The sequence below is a fragment of the Desulfovibrio sp. X2 genome, assembly GCF_000422205.1.
In the GTDB taxonomy this organism is placed as follows: Bacteria; Desulfobacterota; Desulfovibrionia; order Desulfovibrionales; family Desulfovibrionaceae; genus Alkalidesulfovibrio.
Window position 1 is genome coordinate 29,433 of sequence record NZ_ATHV01000004.1, and the last position, 18,805, is coordinate 48,237.

The 18,805-nt window shown below is 67.0% G+C and carries 16 protein-coding genes; 6 read left to right on the forward strand and 10 right to left on the reverse strand.

All coding sequences use genetic code 11. The annotated features are described in order from the left end of the window. Positions 1-4 precede the first annotated feature (4 nt). The gene (locus DSX2_RS01635) at positions 5-784 is read right to left on the reverse strand and encodes a glycine zipper domain-containing protein (protein WP_020879284.1); all 780 of its coding nucleotides are present in this window, start codon (positions 782-784) and stop codon (positions 5-7) included. A gap of 13 nt (positions 785-797) precedes the next feature. Next, a complete protein-coding gene (gene amrB, locus DSX2_RS01640; RefSeq protein WP_020879285.1) occupies positions 798-1,607 on the reverse strand; it encodes an AmmeMemoRadiSam system protein B in 810 nt (269 codons plus the stop codon). A 191-nt stretch (positions 1,608-1,798) separates the two neighbouring features. Here amrB and rocF point away from each other — a divergent pair, with 191 nt between their 5' ends. Next, positions 1,799-2,782 carry an arginase gene (gene rocF, locus DSX2_RS01645; RefSeq protein WP_020879286.1) on the forward strand — a complete coding sequence of 328 codons (984 nt, stop codon included), beginning with the start codon at positions 1,799-1,801 and terminating at the stop codon, positions 2,780-2,782. A gap of 586 nt (positions 2,783-3,368) precedes the next feature. On the opposite strand, the gene DSX2_RS01650 is transcribed toward rocF, so the two are convergent. Then, positions 3,369-6,614 carry a tetratricopeptide repeat protein gene (locus DSX2_RS01650; RefSeq protein WP_152512805.1) on the reverse strand — a complete coding sequence of 1,082 codons (3,246 nt, stop codon included), beginning with the start codon at positions 6,612-6,614 and terminating at the stop codon, positions 3,369-3,371. Positions 6,615-6,721: 107 nt separating this feature from the next. Continuing rightward, positions 6,722-7,738, reverse strand: coding sequence for a sigma-54-dependent Fis family transcriptional regulator (locus tag DSX2_RS01655; protein WP_020879288.1), 1,017 nt, complete (start codon positions 7,736-7,738; stop codon positions 6,722-6,724). A 231-nt stretch (positions 7,739-7,969) separates the two neighbouring features. Between DSX2_RS01655 and DSX2_RS01660 the strand changes: the two genes are divergently transcribed. Beyond that, entirely contained in the window at positions 7,970-9,118 is a 1,149-nt protein-coding gene (locus tag DSX2_RS01660; protein WP_020879289.1) for an OmpA family protein, read from the forward strand. Positions 9,119-9,197: 79 nt separating this feature from the next. Here the strand turns inward: DSX2_RS01660 and DSX2_RS01665 are convergent, their stop codons facing one another. The 6 genes from DSX2_RS01665 to DSX2_RS01685 form a co-directional block, all read right to left on the reverse strand. Continuing rightward, complete coding sequence (locus tag DSX2_RS01665; RefSeq protein ID WP_020879290.1) at positions 9,198-9,761, reverse strand: bacterioferritin; 564 nt, start codon at positions 9,759-9,761, stop codon at positions 9,198-9,200. 299 nt (positions 9,762-10,060) lie between these two features. Then, complete coding sequence (locus DSX2_RS01670) at positions 10,061-10,438, reverse strand: flagellar basal body rod C-terminal domain-containing protein (protein ID WP_020879291.1); 378 nt, start codon at positions 10,436-10,438, stop codon at positions 10,061-10,063. A gap of 323 nt (positions 10,439-10,761) precedes the next feature. Continuing rightward, positions 10,762-11,535: a GTP cyclohydrolase FolE2 gene (folE2, locus tag DSX2_RS01675; RefSeq protein ID WP_084486383.1), complete on the reverse strand. Its 774-nt coding sequence runs from the start codon at positions 11,533-11,535 to the stop codon at positions 10,762-10,764. Between the two features lie 57 nt (positions 11,536-11,592). After that, complete coding sequence (nikR, locus tag DSX2_RS01680) at positions 11,593-12,012, reverse strand: nickel-responsive transcriptional regulator NikR (RefSeq protein WP_020879293.1); 420 nt, start codon at positions 12,010-12,012, stop codon at positions 11,593-11,595. A gap of 4 nt (positions 12,013-12,016) precedes the next feature. Next, on the reverse strand, positions 12,017-12,940 hold the full coding sequence (locus tag DSX2_RS18180) for a hypothetical protein (RefSeq protein ID WP_152512806.1): 924 nt from the start codon (positions 12,938-12,940) through the stop codon (positions 12,017-12,019). Beyond that, entirely contained in the window at positions 12,940-13,617 is a 678-nt protein-coding gene (locus DSX2_RS01685) for a methyltransferase (protein WP_020879294.1), read from the reverse strand. Before DSX2_RS01685 ends, DSX2_RS18180 begins: the two co-directional genes overlap by 1 nt. Before the next feature lie 183 nt (positions 13,618-13,800). Here DSX2_RS01685 and gcvH point away from each other — a divergent pair, with 183 nt between their 5' ends. The 4 genes from gcvH to DSX2_RS01705 are packed head-to-tail and all read left to right on the forward strand — an operon-like array spanning position 13,801 to position 18,418. Continuing rightward, positions 13,801-14,181 carry a glycine cleavage system protein GcvH gene (gene gcvH, locus DSX2_RS01690; protein ID WP_020879295.1) on the forward strand — a complete coding sequence of 127 codons (381 nt, stop codon included), beginning with the start codon at positions 13,801-13,803 and terminating at the stop codon, positions 14,179-14,181. Between the two features lie 51 nt (positions 14,182-14,232). After that, on the forward strand, positions 14,233-15,567 hold the full coding sequence (gene gcvPA / locus DSX2_RS01695) for an aminomethyl-transferring glycine dehydrogenase subunit GcvPA (protein ID WP_020879296.1): 1,335 nt from the start codon (positions 14,233-14,235) through the stop codon (positions 15,565-15,567). Continuing rightward, complete coding sequence (gene gcvPB / locus DSX2_RS01700) at positions 15,564-17,009, forward strand: aminomethyl-transferring glycine dehydrogenase subunit GcvPB (RefSeq protein ID WP_020879297.1); 1,446 nt, start codon at positions 15,564-15,566, stop codon at positions 17,007-17,009. The genes gcvPA and gcvPB overlap by 4 nt, the downstream gene beginning before the upstream one ends. A 29-nt stretch (positions 17,010-17,038) precedes the next feature. After that, positions 17,039-18,418 (forward strand): NAD(P)/FAD-dependent oxidoreductase, encoded by a 1,380-nt coding sequence (locus tag DSX2_RS01705; protein ID WP_020879298.1) that lies wholly within the window; start codon positions 17,039-17,041, stop codon positions 18,416-18,418. Positions 18,419-18,805 lie beyond the last annotated feature (387 nt).

Sequence of the window (18,805 nt, forward strand, 5' to 3'; positions counted from 1 at the left end):
CGCCCTACTTGGTCCCGCCGCCGGAGCCGTCCTTTTGCTGCTCGAAGACCTGGGTCACGGGCAGGGTGTAGGTGGTGACCGTGTCGCCCGAGCGCACGAGCAGCTTGACCTTGTCGATCTTCACGTCGCCCGGGAAGTAGAGGTAGCCGACCTTGGTGTAGCTCTGCGGCACCGGCTCGGAAGTCCAGGCGTAGCGCGACAGCTCGCGTATCACGCTCTGCTTGAGTTCGGTCTCGGAGTTGTAGCCGCCGTAGAGGCCGCCGGCCATGGCGCCGCCGGCGGCGCCGATGGCCGCGCCCTTCCAGATGTTGTCGCCGCCGCCGATGGTCCCGATCAGCGCGCCGATGCCCGCGCCGAGCACCGCGCCGAGGCCGCCGGAGCGGGCCGCGTTGCTCGTGGTGTTGGACAGGGCCTCGGAACGGGTCACGAGCTGCGTGGCCTCGTCGACGCTGTAGGGCAGGTACTCGGAGCCGTCGGAGGCCACGCCGCGCGTCTGGTCGTAGTCCACGGTGAACTTCTTGTCGGAGCTGTTCTTGAAAACCAGGAAGACCGGGTCGAGCCCCGCCTTGCTGTAGTCCAGCCCCTCGCCCAGGTAGGTGTAGCCCACGGCCGCGATGCCGAACTCCGAGGTCTTGACCGAGCCGGGCACGGTATCGGGATCCGCCACCCTGCGCGGCTGCGGCAGGGGCTGGCGGCTGGCGCAGCCGAAGAGCGAGGCCGGGAAGACCAGGACCAGCACGAGGGCCACGGCCCTGAAAAGACGTGAACGGTGAAGCGCTTGCATCTTCGATGTTCTCCTAGTTCATCAGCACGCCGGCGTAGCCGACGACGCTCGTGTAATCGCCCGAGGCATCCCCCGAGGTGGCGTAGGCGGCGAGACGCGCGTTTTGCGCGCCGAGGACGCGGGCCGCATGCATCCCGAGCACCATGGGCAGCACGCCGCACATGGTGATGCCGTGGTCGGCCACCACGCGGTAGAGGCCCTCCGGGTCGAAGGACAGGATCCGCTCGAGGGCCAGGGAGTCCCGCTCCTTGGCCTTGTCGTGCGGCAGGTAGTGGCTCATGTCCGAGCTGACCACGATGGCCGCCCGATCGGGCAGGGCCGCCATGGCCTCGGCCAGCGCCTGCCCCGCCTCGAGCAGGGACTCGGGCGAGCGCGCGGACACGGCCACGGGCACGACGCGGATGTTGTTGTTGAAGTGGCGCAGGAACGGCAGGACGACCTCGAGGGAATGCTCGTGCTCGTGCGCCGCGGTATCGGCCCGAAAGCCGTGCCCCGCCCCCACGATGGCCGCGGCCAGGGACTCGTCCACCGGCAGGCCGCCGCCGGGCAGCTCCCATGCGCCGTCGGGCCACACGGCCAGCGGGGCGCCGCGGCCGGTATGGTTCGGCCCGAGCAGGACCACGACGTCGGGCAGGTTGGCCTGCGCCAGGGTCTGGCCGCAGACCTGGCCGGAGTAGATGTAGCCCGCGTGGGGCACCATGGCCAGGACGGTGGGCTCCATCTCGCTTTCACCCGCGCCCTCGGCGCAGGTCACTATCATCCGCTCGAGCTCGTGTACGTCTGTGGGGTAGAACTGCCCCGCCACGATCGGCCGTCTGTTCATGGCGATCCTCCTTGCCCCTCCCATGGTTGAAGCCGCAAGTGCCCTTCTAGCATAAATCTTTTTTCCTGCAAGGGAACCCGGGAGTCGGCGCGACTTGCTTTTTGGCGGTTCCCGCCTAGAATCGGCGCGTTTGCCCGAAGGGCCGTTCGGCCCCGCGGGCACGGTATCGAGCATCGCAGCAAGGAGCCCGCATGATTTCCAAAGGCAGCGTCTTCAACGTCCTCGGCGTCCCCATGGACCTCGGCGTCTCCAAGCTCGGCGTGGACATGGGGCCGACGGCGCTGCGCTACGCGGGCATCTTCGAGGCCCTGGAGCACGCGGGCTTCTCCTACGTAGACGCGGGCGACCTGACCGTGGCCCACAACTTCGCCCTGGACCGCCTGCCCGTGGGCGAACGCGCCGGGGCCAAGCGCGCCGAGATCGCGCGCGTCTCCGAGGCGCTCGGCCGCCACGTCTACGAGGCGGCCGCCCGGGGCGAGATCCCGCTCACGCTCGGCGGCGACCACTCCACGGCCATCGGCGCCATCGCCGGGCTGGCCAAGGCCCACGGCAGGCTCGGCGTGGTCTGGATCGACGCCCACGCCGACGCCAACACGCCCGAGACGAGCCCCTCGGGCAACATCCACGGCATGCCCCTGGCCGTCTCGCTCGGCCACGGCTACCCGGAGCTCGTGCGCTGCCTGGGCTTCGCGCCCAAGGTCAGGCCGGAGGACGTGGTCATCATCGGCGCCAAGGACGTGGACCCGGAAGAGATGGAATTCGTGCGCCGCCAGGGCATCGCGCTCTACTCCACCTTCGACATGGAGCACCTGGGCCTCGCCCGGGTCATGGAGGAGGCCGTGGCCCGCGTCGCCCAGCACACGGACGCGGTCTACGTGAGCTTCGACGCCGACGTCATGGACATGCGCCTGGCCCCCGGCACGGGCATCATGACCCGCGGCGGCCTCAACTACCGCGAGATCACCTACGTCTGCCGGACCATCGGCGAGCGCCTCCCCCTCGCGGGCCTGGACATCATCGAGGTCAACCCGCTCATGGACAAGCGCAACCAGACAGCCGAACTCTGCGTGGAGCTGGCCATGGCCCTGCTCGGCGTGAAATGGACGGACTACGAGCGCGACTACCTGCGCGCCAACGCCGCCCCCTCCGCCCGCCCCCACGCGGACGACGACTGAGAAGAGAAGGCCTCCGGCGGGCAGGGAGGGGCTATGCGCCCCTCCCTGCACCCTCCCCCACGAGGGGTTACCCCTCGACCTCCTTCGCACTCGCCACGCCGGGCAACGAACATGGTCCGCCCGGGCGTGACGGGCTGAAAAGCGCACGCGACGTACCGCCGCGTAACGCCCCTTCTCCCTTCACCCCATCCTCCTCCCAACAATCCCGGCAGGATGCTCAAAAGGTGCCGGATGCAAGGAGCAAGGAAGAGGCAGGCCCGACGCGTATTCCCCATACGCGAGGGTTTGCATCTTCCGCAGCGACGCCGCAGACGGCGCCTTTGCAGCACCCTGCCCAGGGCGCTCAAAAGGTGTCGGATGCAAGGAGCAAGAAAAGCTCGAACCCTCGCGTATTCCGCATACGCGAGGGTTCGAGCTTTTCGCGGCGACGCCGCAGACGGCACCTTTTCAGCAACCTGCCCAGGGCGCTCAAAAAGCGTCAGATGCAAGGAGCAAGAAGAATTCAAGCCCGACGCGTAGTCTGACCTACGCGAGGGTTCGAGCTTTTCGCGGCGACGCCGCAGACGGCACCTTTTCAGCGCCCTGGCTAGGGGATGGAGGGGGTGTATTCCTGAACTTGCTTTTCGATGCTCGTGGTGCTCAGGGCGGCCTGGGCGGTGCGCGCGGCGAGGGTGCCGGGCTTGCGGGCGATGATGTCCTCGAGGATCTTGCGCGCGGTGTCCTTGTCCCCGTACTCGCGGTAGACGCGCGCCAGGCGCAGCCTGAAGGCGGGCCAGTCAGGCGACTCGTCGGTGATCATCTTGTCGTACTGGAGCCCCCAGCGCAGCGCGTCCTCGAAGCGTCCGGCGCGTTCGGTAACGTCCATGAGCATCATCATCAGGTCCTTGACCCGGTCCGGCTGGGAATGCGCGGAGAGCAGCAGGCTCACGGCCTCCTGCGCGTAGAGGAACTCCTTCTCCAGCTGCTTGTCCGCCTCCGCGGCCTTGGCCATGTGGTAGAGCGCCAGGCCGCGTTCGCCTCCGGGCAGGTCCTGGTCCCCGGCCAGCTTGCTCCACAGCCCTTCGCTCTCCTTGGTCCGGCCGAGCCCGGTCAGGGCCACTGCCGTGGCGTAGTCCAGCTGGCGGCGCAGCTTGGGCGAGAGGTCCCAGCCCGAGAGGCGCTTGGCGAGGTCGGACACGGCGGGCCAGTCGTTGTTGCCCACGTAGACGTCGAGCACGAGCCCGAGGGCCAGCTCGGAGAGCGGCCCCTTCTTCTCGAGGAAGGGCAGGGCCAGGGCCAGGGCCTGATCGTTCCGGCCCTGCTTCCACAGCGCCGTGGCCACGGCCATGCGCGTGTCCGGGGTCATCTTGTCCCGCATCTGCTCCAGGAAGGGGAAGCGCTGCCACATGCCCGCGATGCGCGGCCAGTTGCCCTGGTCCTGGCTTTCCTTGACCGACTTCTCGAAGGCGGCCAGGGCCATGTCGCGCACGTGCCCGGCCAGGCTGTGCTTGGGATACTTCTCGAAGAACTTCCCTGCCGCGTTCAGGGCCTCGTCCGGCTTGTTGTTGAAGAGGTACCACATGCCGAGCTTCGCCTGGGCCAGAGGCGCGAGCGGGCTGTCCGGGTACTTCTCCATGATCTGGTTGTAGATCTCCACCGGCCGCAGGGTGAAGGGCCTGTCGAAGACCGCGGACATCTGGGGCATGGTGGGATCGTCGTAGATGCCCTCCTCGGCCAGGCGCATCTTGGCCACCAGGCCGCCCTGCTTGTCCCCGTACTCGTTCGCCACGCGGGTATACATCTCGCGCGCCGCGTCCTTGTCGCCCTGGCGCAGGTAGATGTCGCCGATGCGCGCCAGGACCACGTCCACGTCCGGCGCCTTGGGATCGAGGTTGTAGAAGGCCCAGTAGGCGTCCTTGGCCTTGGCGTAGTCGCCCAGGGCGTTGGCCACGTTGCCCGTGAGGCGGAGGAACTCCGGCGATTCCACGTAGTAGCGCGGGAAGCGCTTGTCCACGTAGTCGACGATCTTGCCCGCCTCCTTGTCGAAGCCGAGCTTGTTCAGGGCCTCGGCCAGGCCCACGGCGGCCTCGCGCACCACCGGGCTGTCCGGATAGCCCTGCACCAGGGCCTGGTAGTGGTCCGCGGCCTGCTGGTAGTCGCCCTGCTCGGCGTAGTACTTGCCCCAGTAGTAGTCGATGAGCGCGATGTTCTCGTCGTGCGGGTAGCGCTTCTTGAGCAGGTTGAAGTAGGCCGTGGCCTCCGGGATGTTGCCCACGCGCATGTTCACGAGGCCGAGCGAGAAGAGGATGCCCGGGACCTTGGGTCCCTCGGGCTGGTAGTTCATGGCCCGCTCGAAGGCCCCCACGATCTCCTCGAAGTGCGGCGTGAGGTCGTCGGCGTGCTGCGTGAAGAGGCTCTGCGCCAGGTTGTAGTAGGCCTCCCCCTTGAGGTCGGCCGGATAGGCCGGGTCCTTGGTCAGGGCCTCGAGCTGCTTGCTCGCGTCGGCGTAGTTGCCGCCCTGCAGGGCGGCCAGGGCCTCCTGGAGCTGGTCTTCCTGCTTCTGGCGCAGTTCGGCCGGAGACATCGGCGGCTCGGCGCCGTGGCCGCCCTTTCCGCCTTCGTGCGGCGCGGCCTCGTGGCCCGCGCCGTCGGGCGCCTGCTCCCCGGCGGCCGGGGCTGCGGCGACATGTCCGCCGGTCTGGTCGCCTGCCTGCTCTCCCGCGTGGGGGGCGGGCTGGTCGGCGGGCCGCCCTCCGGCCTCGGGCGGCGGCGCGGCCGCACCCTTGACCTGAGGAGCGGCCGGGGCCGGGGCGGGGTTCCCCTGCGTCCCGGCCGCCTGCTCGCCGCCTGCCGCCGCACCCGGCGCAGCGGACTGCTGTGCGCTGCCGGGGGCTGCGGGCGGGGCCGCGCTGTTCGCCGCCAGGATCTCGGGCAATGTCTTGTGCACCACGGACTGGCGCAGGGAATAGCCTTCCTGCGGGCCTTGCGCGGCGGCCGCCTGCGGACTTTCCGGAGCGGCGGCGCCGTTCGCGGCGCCTTCGGCCGCGGTGCCAGCGTTCCAGGCCTGGGCGGCATCGGGACCGACCTGTCGCACCGGCGCGCGCAGGGAATACGGGCTCGAGCCCGGGGCGGACAGGGAGCCGGGCCGGTTCGGCGGAACCGGAGGCGTGGGCGGCGTCGGGGGCGTGGGGCCGGGGATGGCGGGCGCGGCCTGCCCGTTCTTTTGCGGTCCGGCCGGGGGCCCGGCAGGCGTCTGGGCAGACGTCTTGGGAATCGCCTGGGGAGCCGCCTGGGGAGCCGCCTTTTGCGGCGCAGGTGCCTGGGGAGCCGATTTCCGGGGAGCCGCGGGGGGCGTCTTCGCGGGCTCGGGCTTTTGCTGCGGCCTAGGCTCGGGCTTGGGCTCGGGCTTGGGCTCGGGCTTGGGCTCGGGCTTGGGCGCGGGCGCTGCGGGCTCCGTGGTCTTGGACCACAGCGCGCCGATGGGGTCGCGGAAGAACTGCAGGGTCACGCTGTTGCCCCGCGCGGGCATGTTGATGAAGCCGAAGGCGTTGCTGCGCAGGCGGACCGAGAAGCCGTCGCCCGTGGGCGTGATGCCCTGCACGATCCCTGAGCCGGAATAGGTCTGCGCGGCGGGGCGCGTGCCGCCGTTCTGCACGGTCACGGCCACGCGGTCCGCGCCCACGCGCTCGGCGCGCACCCTGGGTGCCTGGCCGTCGAAGGTCAGCGTCAGGGTCTCGTTGCCGCCGGACGTGCCGTGCGCCACCTCGAAGGCCATGGCCTGGGCGGGCAGGAGCAGGAGCAGCGACAGCGCGCAAAGGAACCGGAACGGGCCGGCAAGGGAGATACGTCGCACCAGGGCGCGGCGAAGCAAGAAGCGTGCTCGTCCGGACACTGCTTCAAGCGGCCCCCTGGGCGCGGCCGCCCTCCTGCGCATACCGCCTTCCACCCCCGGGGCCCCGCTCAGTTCGCGTCCAGCTTGCGTTTCTTGAGTTTCTCTATGAGCGTGGTGCGCTTGATGCCGAGCAGTTCGGCGGCCTGGTTCTTGACGCCGCCCGCCTCGCCCAGGGCCTCCACCAGGAGGCGTTCCTCGATCGAGTCCAGGAATTCCTTGAGCCCGAGCCCCTGCTCGCGCAGGTGCGACAGCGTGGGCCAGACGAAGCCCTGCGGCGCGGCCGGGGCGGGCTCGGGGTGCGGCCGCTCGAGCCCGGAGTCCCGCCAGATCTTCTCCGGCAGGTCCTGCGGCACGATCTCCGCCCCCTCGCAGAGGATGGCCATGCGCTCCATGAAATTCTCGAGCTCGCGCACGTTGCCCGGCCAGGAGTAGTCGCGGAGCATGTGCCGCGCCTCGGGGTCCATGCCCAGGCGGGGCCGCTCGCGCAGGCGGCAGAACTTGTCCAGGAAGTAGTCGGCCAGGAGCAGCACGTCCTCGCCGCGCTCGCGCAGGGGCGGCAGGTGCAGAGGGATGACGTTCAGGCGGTAGAAGAGGTCCTCGCGGAAGCGGCCCTCGGCCACTTCCTTCTCCAGGTCGCGGTTGGTGGCCGCCACCACGCGCACGTCGGCCTTCTGGACCTTGGCGCCGCCGACCTTCTCGAACTCGCGCTCCTGGAGCACGCGCAGGATCTTGACCTGCAGCGAGAGGTCCATCTCGCCGATCTCGTCCAGGAAGACCGTTCCGCCCTGGGCCAGTTCGAAGCGGCCGGGCCTCGTGCGCACGGCGTGCGTGAAGGCGCCCTTCTCGTGGCCGAAGAGCTCGGATTCGAGCAGTTCCTTGGGGATCGCCCCGCAGTTGATGGGCACGAAGGGATGATCGCGGCGGTGGCTGTTCCTGTGCAGGGCCCGCACGAGCAGTTCCTTGCCCGTGCCGGATTCGCCCGTGATCAGGACCGTGGAGTCGGTGGGCGCGACCTTGGCCAGGATCTTGAAGACTTCCTTGAGCCCAGAACTCGCGCCGATGATACCCTCGACGTTCAACTCCATGCGGAGCGCCTCCCGGATGAAATACGGCGCGTGCCCCCACACGGCGCGCATTCACCAACTGGTGTCAATAGTATGACGCAAAGTCAAGGGCAAATGCGCACTCCCCGCGCGGATCAATATGATTTTTCCTTTGCCTCTTCCTCTCCTTGACATTTTCCCGCGATTCCATTTTACAATGGCAATACTGAAAAAACTTTTCCGGTTTTCACCGTCAACCAAAGGAGCCTCGCCATGTTCGCCAAAAGGTTCGCACTCACCTTCGCGGCCCTGGCTCTCCTGCTGGCCGTTCCGGCCATGGCAGGGGCCCAGAGCAAAACCGTCCTGAGCCGCCCCCAGGGCGCGACCGGCCAGCCCCTGACGCCTCCGGGCCAGACAATGGAGAAGAAGGGACCGAGCCCCCTGATCCAGAAAGGCCAGTACGTGCAGACGGCCGACAACTTCATCATCCTCTTCGACTCCTCCGGCTCCATGGCCGGTGAGTACGCGCCCTCCAAGACGACCAAGCTGCTCGCGGCCGAGGATCTGCTGCGCGCCTTCAACGCGGACATCCCCGACTTCAATTACAAGGCGGGGCTGTACACCTTCACGCCCTGGAAGGCCTATTACCCCCTGGGTTCCTACGACAAGGCGGGCTACCGCCAGGCCATCGACTCGCTGCCCACCGAGATCCCGGGCGGCCAGGCCTTCGGCGCGCCCACGCCGCTCGGCGAGGCCATGCTCAAGGTCGGCGACATGCTGAAGACGCTTTCCGGCCGCACCGTGGTCATCATCTTCTCCGACGGCCGCAACACCGACACGAGAAACCCGGTCAAGATCGCCAAGGGCCTGGCCGCGAAGTACAATGTCTGCTTCATGACCGTCAGCGTGGCCCAGAACCGGGACGGCCAGAAGATGCTCGACTCCATCGCCAAGGCCAGCCCCTGCTCCCTGAACGTGGACTTCGATTACGCGGTGCGCAACCCCGAGGTCTGCACCGGCCAGATCTGCGCCCTGGCGCCCTTCACCGCGATCGTCCAGCCGAGTGGAACGACCTACGTGCCCGTGCACACCATCTGGTTCGCCTTCGACAAGTCCGACCTCAGGGCCTGGGACAAGGAGATGCTGGACAAGGCCGCGGCCGACCTGAAGGCCGACCCCTCCTCCACCTTCTACGCCTCGGGCTACACCGACAGCATCGGCACCGAGAAGTACAACGTGGGCCTGTCCATGCGCCGGGCCATGGCCGCCAAGGAATACCTGGTCAAGAAGCACGGCATCAACCCTGACCGCATGGTCATCCGCTGGTTCGGCGAGAGCTCGCCCGCGGCCAGCAACGAGACCGCGGCCGGACGCCGCCTGAACCGCCGCGTGGAGTACATGGTCATGCCGGGCTCCAAGTAGCCCGCCCGGTCCATTGCGCGGCAAAAAAGGGGCGCCCCTCGCGGGGCGCCCCTTTTCTCATGATCCGGGATCGAGAGGGCTAGCCTGCCGCGGCGCCTCCGGCGGCGTTCAGCACGAAGCCCTTGGTGGTGCCTCCCGTGGACGAGGGCGTGCCCGCGATCTTGGAGAGGTAGACGTCGCCGAGCGTCTCGATGTGCCCGCCGACGTTGTCGAAGTAGTTGTAGTGCAGCTGCTCCTCGTCGATGATCTGCTCGAAGAGCTTCACGCTGCCGCTGTCGCCGTTCTCGCGGCAGACGAGCAGGAGCTGGTTGTAGACGTCGATGGTGTTGTCCTCGAGCCCGGCGTCGAAGGGGAAGACGTCCTTCACGTCCTGCCCCTTGGCGACCTTGGCCGCGGGCTCGCTCGTGGGCTCGCCGCCCAGCTCCTTGATGCGCTCGGCGAACATCTCGGCATGGCGCATCTCGTCGATGGCGATGAGCTTCATGTTCGCGGCCAGCTCCCCGTAGTCCTTGTCGTCCAGGCCGTAGTGCTGGTTCATGTACTGGTTGATGGCGTGCAGCTCCATGGACCGGGCCTTGTTCAGGGCCTCGATGACCTTCTGCATGCGCGCTTTCCTGTCCTTGCTCCCGGCGGCGGTTTTCATGGCGGTCGTTCTCCCTTTCTTGAGCAGGATTTTCCCCCTGCCCCGCGCTCAGGCCGCGGAGCGAACCAAAAGGGGATAATGATTCTCCGGACCATACGCCTGCCCCGCCGCGGATTCAAGGCAAAGCCGCTTTTTTTCGAGAAGCTCAGGAAAAAAGACGGGGCGGCGGCGACACGCGCAGCCGGGGTCCCGGGCGCCGGACGGGGCGAACGGAAGCCGGGCCTCGGTGCGGCGCACGGAGGAGGGAAAGCGGGGAAGTCGCGCGAAGCGGGGAGGGAAGGAGGCCGGAACCCGGCGGCTCAGGCGATCATGTCGAGCACGGTGCCCGCGAGCTGGTCCTGGGTGCGGACGGCCGCGACGTTGGCCGCATAGGCGTTCTGCACGAGGCCGAGGTCGACCATCTGGGTGCCGATGTCGGTGTTGGAGCCTTCGATGAGTCCGGGGGCCAGGCGGGCCGGGCCTCCGTCCTCGGGCAGGCCCGAGGCGGGGATGGCGGGGCCGGGGGAGTTGTCCACGTCGATGGAGCCGACGCGCATGCCCTCGCCGTCCGGGCCGGTCTCGAACTCGGTGCGCGACTGCTTGAAGCCGGGCGTGTTCGAGTTGGCCACGTTGTTGGCCGTCACGGCTGCGGCGGTCGCGAAGCCGCCCAGGGCCTGGACGTTGACGTCGATGCTCATGGCGTGTCCCCTGTTCTCCCCCAAGGCACTCTAGCGTGACGTCCGCAAAATACGCAAAGCCGTATTTTGCGGAAGATCGCTGCGCCGAAAACATGGTTTTCGGCTTGCTCACGCCGCCGACGGCCGCTGAACCGTGCATTCGCCCGGTTCACGTGTCGCGTGCGACTCCTGCGCAGCGTATCGACCTTTTTCACGGACACGACACTAGCGCCGCCGACAAGGACGGTCAAACGTCGTATCGGCAGGCCGGGGGGCCGAACTTTAGGGGGGCGCCCGAAAAAAAGCTGTTTTCCGGAAAAAGGGCGGAGAAGCCCGCCCGCTCCTCAGGGGCGCGACAGCTCGATCGAGGCGTAGGCCGCGTGGTTGTGGATGGACTCCTGGCTCTCCACGTCCACGCTGAACCAGGTCACGCGCTCGTCCTCGGACAGCCTTTTCGCGGCCGCGCGGACCACGTCCTCCACGAAGCATGGGTTGGCGAAGGAATTCTCGGTGACGCGCTTCTCGTCCTCGCGCTTGAGCAGGCTGTAGACCGGGGACGAGGCCGAGGACTCGGCGATGTCCACCAGCTCCTCGATCCACACGAAGCCCTTGGCGCGGCAGGCGATGCGCACCACGGCGCGCTGCGAGTGCGCGCCCTCGTCGCTGATGGCCTTGGAGCAGGGGCAGACGGTCATCACCGGGACCTCCACGCGCAGGGTGAAGGTCATGCGGCCCGCCTTGAGCTCACCGTCCAGCTCGCAGTCGTAGTGCATGGGCCCGGCGATGCCGGAGACGGGCGCCGCGCGGGTCACGAAATAGGGGAAGAGGAAGCGGGCGTGGGCCGAGCCCGCCTGCAGCCGCGCGCACAGCTCGGTGAGGAGCTCCTTGCACGAGGCGTAGTCCAGGTCGCCCCGCCACTGGCCGAGGATCTCCACGAAGCGGCTCATGTGCGTGCCCTTGAACTCGGCGGGCAGGTCCACCGCCAGGTCCACGGCGGCCACGGTCTGCTGGCGGCCGTGCGCGCGGTCGCGCACGGAGAGCGGAACCTTGAGCCCCTTCACGCCCACGCGGTCGATGGCCATGGCCACGTCGGCCGGGCCGCTCTGCACGTCCTTCATCTTCATCGTCATCTGTATTGAATCCTCTGGAATGCTGGAAATATTCTTCGCAAACCCTCAGGCCAGGTCGTGGCCGGTGGTGGTCAGGCCGAGCTTGCCGTGCTTCACGCCCTTGGTGGCCACGAGGCGCTGCGCCAGGTCGCGGATGCGTCCGGCGTCCCCGCGCAGGACCAGGACCTCCAGGCAGTTGTGGTGGTCCAGGTGGACGTGCATGGAGCACTGGATGAGGTCGTGGGCGTCGTGCTGGATCTCGGTCAGCCGCTGCGCCAGGTCGGACTGGTGGTGGTCGTAGACCAGGGACAGGGTCCCGGCCAGCTCGCCCTCGGCGTCCTCCCACTCCTTCTGCACCAGCGTGTTGCGGATCAGGTCGCGGATGGCCTCGCTGCGCGTCTGGTAGCTCTTCTCCTCGCACAGCTTGTCGAACTTCTCGAGCAGGTCCGAGTCGAGCGAAACGCCGAAGCGGATGGTCTGTCCCATATGTCTACCTCACCATTCCCATATCTCTCACAGGGAAGAATATGCGACCTGTCTGAGCAGAATGTCTTCTTTTTTGAAAAAGCAAATCGTCAAGGCGCACTCGACGTTCCAGTACAGCCAGTAAATCCACACCATCCATTAGAAGCAATGGACTCTTCTGCCCAGAATGAGCGTCGATAGCATTATTTACAACACCATTTATCGAAATTAATAGCCCTAATGTATTTTCTGCACATCTTCCGATCTTTGATTTAAAAATATCAAGGACATTTGTCGCGCATGGATTCTCTGTCCATTTGCACTCCAACAGGTAATCCATATTCTCAAATACAAATGAACCATCAATTTGATCAAAATCGCTTTTGTAAGAAGCACGGGGGTATAAATCATAGACTTCAAACAAACTATTGATTAATTTTTCTAATTCATAGCCTCTGTTTTGCTTATTTTTTTCTGTCCCAAGCAAAAAAAATAAAGATTTTAATTCATCCATTTTTGAATTAAAAATTTCATCCTGCTTACGCTTCTCGACCTCGATTTTTGATTTTTCTTCATATAGTTCTCTTTCTGATTTTTTATCGAAATGTTCTTTAGTGAGCTTTTTAAGTGCATTTACTGCTTCAATAGCTTCTCTCTCTTTCTTCTGCCCATCATCAAGCTGTTTCAAATGAGAAAAATCTTCGATATTAATTACGCATTGTATCAAATTAAAAGTCAGATCTTTATAAAACTCTTCATGTTTGGCTAAACGCTCAACTATTTGCGCGCTTATGTTGATCTTTATATCATCCCAATTGATACCATTTAATACGGATGATTCACTGAGCGAAAGAGATAAAAATCGCCTGAAGTCTCTTTTATACCAATAAATTTTGGCTAATGCGAGTGAAAGCGCATTATAGACGGTAGGATTTACCTTTTTCGCCATTATTCCAACCTGAGCTCCCAGAGATTCACGGTCATGGACGAGGTGGGCGAGGTGCGCTTCTCCTGGCCGACGCGCTCCACGAGCCAGCCGCGCTCCCTGAACCTGTCCGGGAAGGGCTTGGACACGTCGCGCCGGGCCTCGCCGAGCCACACCCGGCCGCCAGGGGCCAGGGCGTGGCGGAAGAGCGCGTCCAGCGGCTCGAAGAAGCGCTTCTCGTAGATCACGTCCCCGCCGAAGATGAACGGGAAGGCGCCCTTGCGCACGGCCGGATAGCGCCAGTCCATGCGCAGCCACAGAGGCTGGGGCACGCCGTTCAGCGCGGCGTTGTCGCGGCCGTAGGAGAGCGCCTCCTGCATGATGTCGAAGGCCACCACGCGCGCCCCGAGCCAGGAGGCCACGAGGGCGGTCACGGCCAGGCCGCAGCCCACGTCCAGGCAGGCCCGCCCCGCGATCTCGTCCTTGCGCTCGGCCAGCATGGCGGCCAGGGCCACGCCCGCGGGCCACATCTCCACCCAGTAGGGAATGTGGTCCTCGGCGTCGGGCGTTTCCTCGTCCAGGGAGTTCCAGAGCGTTTCCAGGTCCCCTTCCCGCTCGATGCGCCAGGTGCGTCCGGCGAGCGTGAGGGTCAGGGTCTCGCGGCCGGGAAGGGAAGACTCGGCAGGGTCGGTGTGCGGCATGGCCGCGCTATAGCCCGGCCGGGGCGTACAATCAAGTGGCGACGGGCCGCCCCGGGACGGCAAGGAAACGCTTGCGGCGCCCGGGAAGGCACTTTACATAGGGTGGCGTTTGGGGATACCCCTGCCGCCGCGGCGTCCGGGCCCCCCGAATGCCGTTTCATCCGGACATCGCAGGAGGAGCGAATGATTCCCGACGATCTTCTTTATGCCAGGACGCACGAGTGGGCCCGAGTCGAGGACGGCGAGGCCACTGTCGGCATCAGCCATTTCGCCCAGGAGCAGCTCGGCGACCTGACCTACGTCGAGCTTCCCGAGGTCGGCCAGCAGGTCGCCCACGGCGAGGAAATGGGCAGCGTCGAGTCGGTCAAGGCCGCGAGCGAGCTGTACGCCCCGGTCACGGGCGAGGTCATCGCCGTGAACGAGGAGCTGGCCGACAACCCGGGCCTCGTGAACGAGGACCCCTACGGCGAGGGCTGGATGATCCGCGTGCGCCTCTCCCAGGACCCCGAGGAACTGCTCGAGGCCCCGGAGTACGAGCGCCTGCTCGAGGAAGAAGCCCACTAGCCGAAACCGCTTTCCGCCGCCGGATAATCGTTCCGGCGGCCCGGAGCCGTCATGCCCTACATTCCGCATACGGACGAAGACGTCCGTGAAATGCTGTCCGTCATCGGCGCGTCCTCCGTGGAGGACCTCTTCGCCGAGATCGTCCCGGCGCTTCGGCCGAAAAGCTTCGACCTGCCGGACGGCCTGTCCGAGCAGGCCGTGCTCGCCCGCATGGAAGGCCTCTCGGCCAAGAACGCCTCGGGACTCAAGTCCTTCCTGGGCGCCGGCTTCTACGACCACCACATCCCGTCCGTGGTCGACGCCATCACCTCGCGCGGGGAGTTCTACACGGCCTACACGCCGTACCAGCCCGAGGCCTCGCAGGGCACGCTGCAGGCCATCTACGAGTTCCAGAGCGCCATGTGCCGCCTGATGGAGATGGACTGCGCCAACGCCTCGGTCTACGACGGCGGCTCGGCCATCTTCGAGGCCATGATGATGGCCGCGCGCAAGACGCGCCGCCGCCGCTTCGTGATCTCCGAGAGCGTGAGCCCCATCTACCGCATCATGCTCACGTCCTACACCATCAACCTGAATTTCGAGCTGGTCACGGTGCCCCACCGCGACGGCAAAACCGACACCCAGGCACTGGCCGCGGCCATCGACAAGAACACGGCCGCCGTGCTGGTGCAGAACCCGAACTTCTTCGGCACCGCCGCGGACCTCTCGGACCTCTTCGCCGCCGCGCGCGCGGCCGGGGCCGTCTCCGTGCTCTCCACCTACCCGGTGCTGCAGAGCGTGCTGAAGACGCCCGGGGCCATGGGCGCGGACGTCGCCGTGGCCGAAGGCCAGAGCCTCGGGCTGCCGCTCTCCTTCGGCGGGCCGTACCTCGGCGTCATGACCAGCACCAAGGAGCTCGTCCGCCAGATGCCCGGCCGCATCGTGGGCCGCACCACGGACCTCGAGGGCAAGACCGGCTACGTGCTCACGCTGCAGGCCCGCGAGCAGCACATCCGCCGCGCCAAGGCCACCTCGAACATCTGTTCCAACCAGGCCCTGTGCGCCCTGCGCGCCCTGGTCCACCTCTGCTGCCTGGGCGAGGAAGGCATGCGCCGCACCGCGGCCGTGTGCATCGAGCGGGCGCATTACGCCGCCGAGCGGCTGACCGCCATTCCCGGGGTCTCGCTCCTCTCCGACGCGCCCTTCGGCAACGAGTTCGCCGTGCGCCTGCCCATCGGCGCCTTCGAGGCCATCGACAAGCTGACGGCCAAGGGCGTGGTCCCGGGCTTCCCCCTCGGCCGCTACTACGAGGGGCTGGAGAACTGCCTGCTCGTGGCCTGCACCGAGAAGAACTCCAAGGAAGACATCGGCGTCATGGCCGAGATGCTGGGAGGGCTGCTGGCATGAAGACCATCTTCGCCAAATCCCGCGCCGGACGCGAAGGCGTCTGGCCCGACGCTCCGCAGAAGGCCCCCGAGGCCTACCTGCCGCAGGACGTGCTGCGCGCCGCTCCCGCGCGCCTGCCCGAGCTCTCCGAGCTCGACGTGGTGCGCCACTTCACCGAGCTGTCGCGCAAGAACTTCGGGGTGGACTCGAACTTCTATCCGCTCGGCTCCTGCACCATGAAGTACAACCCCAAGTTCACCGAGCAGGTCGCCGCGCTGCGGGGCTTCGCCGGGCTGCACCCGGTGCTGCCCCAGCTGCAGGGCGCCGGACGCCACTGCCAGGGCGCGCTGGAGGTCATGTACGAGCTCGAGCGCCTGCTCTGCGAGATCACCGGCATGGCCGGCTTCACCCTGCACCCCATGGCGGGCGCGCACGGCGAGCTGACCGGCTGCATGCTCATCGCCGCCTACCACAACGCCAAGGGCAACAAGAAGACCAAGGTCATCTGCCCGGACTCGGCGCACGGCACCAACCCGGCCTCCGCCTCGCTCGCGGGCTTCGAGGTGGTGAACATCGAGTCCGTGGACGGCCTCATCGACCCGCAAAAGCTCGCCGAGGCCCTGGACGACGAGACCGCGGCCCTGATGATGACCTGCCCGAACACGCTCGGCCTCTTCGAGCGCAACCTGCCCGAGATCGTGAGGCTCCTGCGCGAGAAGGACGCCCTGCTCTACTACGACGGCGCGAACCTGAACGCGATCCTGGGCAAGATGCGCGTGGGCGACGCGGGCTTCGACGTGGTGCACCTGAACCTGCACAAGACCTTCGGCACCCCGCACGGCGGCGGCGGCCCCGGCTCCGGCCCGGTGGGCGTGTCCGAGAAGCTGCTCGAGTTCCTGCCCGTCTCCAGGGTCAAGAAGCTCGAGGACGGCCTCTTCGTGCTCGACTACAAGCACCCGAAGTCCATCGGCTACGTGGCGCCGTTCTACGGCAACTTCGGCGTCTACCTGAAGGCCTACGCCTACATCCTGCGCCTGGGCGGCAAGGGGCTCACGCGCGTCTCCGAGAACGCCGTGCTGGCCGCCAACTACCTGCGCAAGAAGCTCGAGAAGGCCCTGGAGATCCCCTACGACCGCACCTGCATGCACGAGTTCGTGGCCTCGGCCGTGGAGCAGGCGAAGTCGGGCGTGCGCGCCCTGGACATCGCCAAGGCGCTGCTCGACAAGGGGCACCACGCGCCCACGGTCTACTTCCCGCTGATCGTCAAGGAATGCATCATGGTCGAGCCCACGGAGACCGAGTCCAAGGAGACGCTCGACCGCTTCGTGGACGACCTGCTGGACATCCTGGACCACGCCGCGCGCGAGCCCGAGGCCATCCAGGCCGCGCCCGTGACCCTGCCCGTGCGGCGCCTGGACGAGACCAAGGCCGCCCGCGAGATGGACATCGCCGACCTCGGCTAGGCCGCGGAGACGGAATAAAGACGGGACGAATGGAACACGATCTGATCGTCATCGGCGGCGGGCCCGCCGGCTACAATGCGGCGCTGCGCGCCGCGGCCGGCGGGCTCGACGTCTGCCTCGTGGAGAAGGCCGAGCTCGGCGGAACCTGCCTCAACCGGGGCTGCATCCCCACCAAGTTCCTGCTCGCGGGCACCGCGCCCGTGGAGGAGCTGGCCGACCAGGCGCGCATGAAGGCCGCCTCGGGCGAGATCGCCATCGACCTCGCGGCGCTGCAGGCCCGCAAGGACCGCCTCCTGGCCGCCACGCGCAAGGCCATGGGCCAGAGGCTCGCCGCCGCGGGCGTCACGCTGCGCCAGGGGCTGGCCCGCTTCGACGGGCCGAACGCCGTGGAGCTCACGGCCGAGGACGCCGTCCACGTTCTGCCCTTCAGGCACTGCCTCCTGGCCGCGGGCTCGGTCTCCACGCTCGTGCCCTCCATGCGGCCGGACGGACAGGCCGTGCTCGACTCGGACCAGCTCCTCGACCTGACCACGCCCCCGGCCTCGCTCATCATCGTGGGCGGCGGCGTCATCGGCATCGAGATGGGCCGCATCTTCGACCGCCTGGGCGCGCAGATCACCGTGGTCGAGGCCCTGAACCAGCTCGTGCCCTGGGAGGACCCCGAGGTCTCCGACGAGCTCGCCCGCGTCTGCAAGCGCCGCAAGTGGACCGTGAAGCTCGGTGCGCGCGTGGCCTCCCTGCGCACCGAGAACGGCGCGGCCCACCTCGCCCTCGAATCCGGCGAGACGCTTTCGGCCGAGAAAGCCCTTGTCTGCATCGGCCGCCGCCCGGCCGTGGAGCCCCTGGTGCCCGCCAAGGCGGGCATAAGCCTCACGCCGCGCGGCTTCGTCGCCGTGGACGAGCACCTGCGCGCCACGGACTCCATCTACGCCGTGGGCGACGTGAACGGCCGCGCCATGCTGGCCCACGCCGCCGAGCACCAGGCCGCCCACGCCGTGGACCACTTCCTGGGCAAGGCCCCGGCGCCCTACGCCGACACCGGCCTCCCCTCCTGCATCTACGGCGCGCCCGAGATCATGCGCACCGGCCGCATGGCCCACGAGCTGCTGGCCCAAGGCCGCTCGCCGCAGATCTCGCGCTTTCCCATGGCCGCCAATCCCCTGGCCCAGGCCCACGCCAGCACCACCGGCTTCGTCAAGATCGTCTGGGACGAAGGCCGCATCGCGGGCGCCACGGCCATCGGCCACGCCGCCTCCCACCTCGTCTCCCTCGCCGAGGTCATGGTCCGCCAGGGCTGGACCCGCGAGCAGGTCGAGGAATTCGTCTTCCCCCACCCCTCCGTCGACGAGGCCCTGAAGGAAGCCTGCCTCGCCGCGCCGGAGCCGGTGGAGATGAAGACGAAGAAGTAAGCAGCAAGAGAAGCGGGGAGGAGGAGAAGGACCCTTTGGAAAGGATCCTTCTCCTCCTCCCCGCACCCCTCCTCCTCATCCCCGAAACTTTTCGGCGCGCTTCGCGGGGCCGGACGGACGCCGCGGGCGACCGGTCCCGGCCAAGCGCCGCGACGCCATTGTCCGCGACCGCCGTATAAACCGTCCCGCCTCGGCCATAGGCCGCCCATCCAAATCGCGTCCGGGGTCTCACCAGGCATCGGGACCGGCAGAACGCGCTCCCCCGGGCACGCCTTCCTGCTCTTCCGTCGTGAAGAGGACCCTTTCGGGATTAAGAAAGGCACGGGGAAAAGGGGGAGGCATGGTTGACTCGGGCGCAAAGCCGGTGCACTTAACCGGGTAAGATCG

Excerpts from the sequence above, each read along its gene's own strand:
- DSX2_RS01635 (WP_020879284.1), bottom strand. The coding sequence starts at position 784 with ATGCAAGCGCTTCACCGTTCACGTCTTTTCAGGGCCGTGGCCCTCGTG.
- amrB (WP_020879285.1), bottom strand. The coding sequence starts at position 1,607 with ATGAACAGACGGCCGATCGTGGCGGGGCAGTTCTACCCCACAGACGTA.
- rocF (WP_020879286.1), top strand. The coding sequence starts at position 1,799 with ATGATTTCCAAAGGCAGCGTCTTCAACGTCCTCGGCGTCCCCATGGAC.
- DSX2_RS01655 (WP_020879288.1), bottom strand. The coding sequence starts at position 7,738 with ATGGAGTTGAACGTCGAGGGTATCATCGGCGCGAGTTCTGGGCTCAAG.
- DSX2_RS01660 (WP_020879289.1), top strand. The coding sequence starts at position 7,970 with ATGTTCGCCAAAAGGTTCGCACTCACCTTCGCGGCCCTGGCTCTCCTG.
- DSX2_RS01665 (WP_020879290.1), bottom strand. The coding sequence starts at position 9,761 with ATGAAAACCGCCGCCGGGAGCAAGGACAGGAAAGCGCGCATGCAGAAG.
- DSX2_RS01670 (WP_020879291.1), bottom strand. The coding sequence starts at position 10,438 with ATGAGCATCGACGTCAACGTCCAGGCCCTGGGCGGCTTCGCGACCGCC.
- folE2 (WP_084486383.1), bottom strand. The coding sequence starts at position 11,535 with ATGAAGGACGTGCAGAGCGGCCCGGCCGACGTGGCCATGGCCATCGAC.
- nikR (WP_020879293.1), bottom strand. The coding sequence starts at position 12,012 with ATGGGACAGACCATCCGCTTCGGCGTTTCGCTCGACTCGGACCTGCTC.
- DSX2_RS18180 (WP_152512806.1), bottom strand. The coding sequence starts at position 12,940 with ATGGCGAAAAAGGTAAATCCTACCGTCTATAATGCGCTTTCACTCGCA.
- DSX2_RS01685 (WP_020879294.1), bottom strand. The coding sequence starts at position 13,617 with ATGCCGCACACCGACCCTGCCGAGTCTTCCCTTCCCGGCCGCGAGACC.
- gcvH (WP_020879295.1), top strand. The coding sequence starts at position 13,801 with ATGATTCCCGACGATCTTCTTTATGCCAGGACGCACGAGTGGGCCCGA.
- gcvPA (WP_020879296.1), top strand. The coding sequence starts at position 14,233 with ATGCCCTACATTCCGCATACGGACGAAGACGTCCGTGAAATGCTGTCC.
- gcvPB (WP_020879297.1), top strand. The coding sequence starts at position 15,564 with ATGAAGACCATCTTCGCCAAATCCCGCGCCGGACGCGAAGGCGTCTGG.
- DSX2_RS01705 (WP_020879298.1), top strand. The coding sequence starts at position 17,039 with ATGGAACACGATCTGATCGTCATCGGCGGCGGGCCCGCCGGCTACAAT.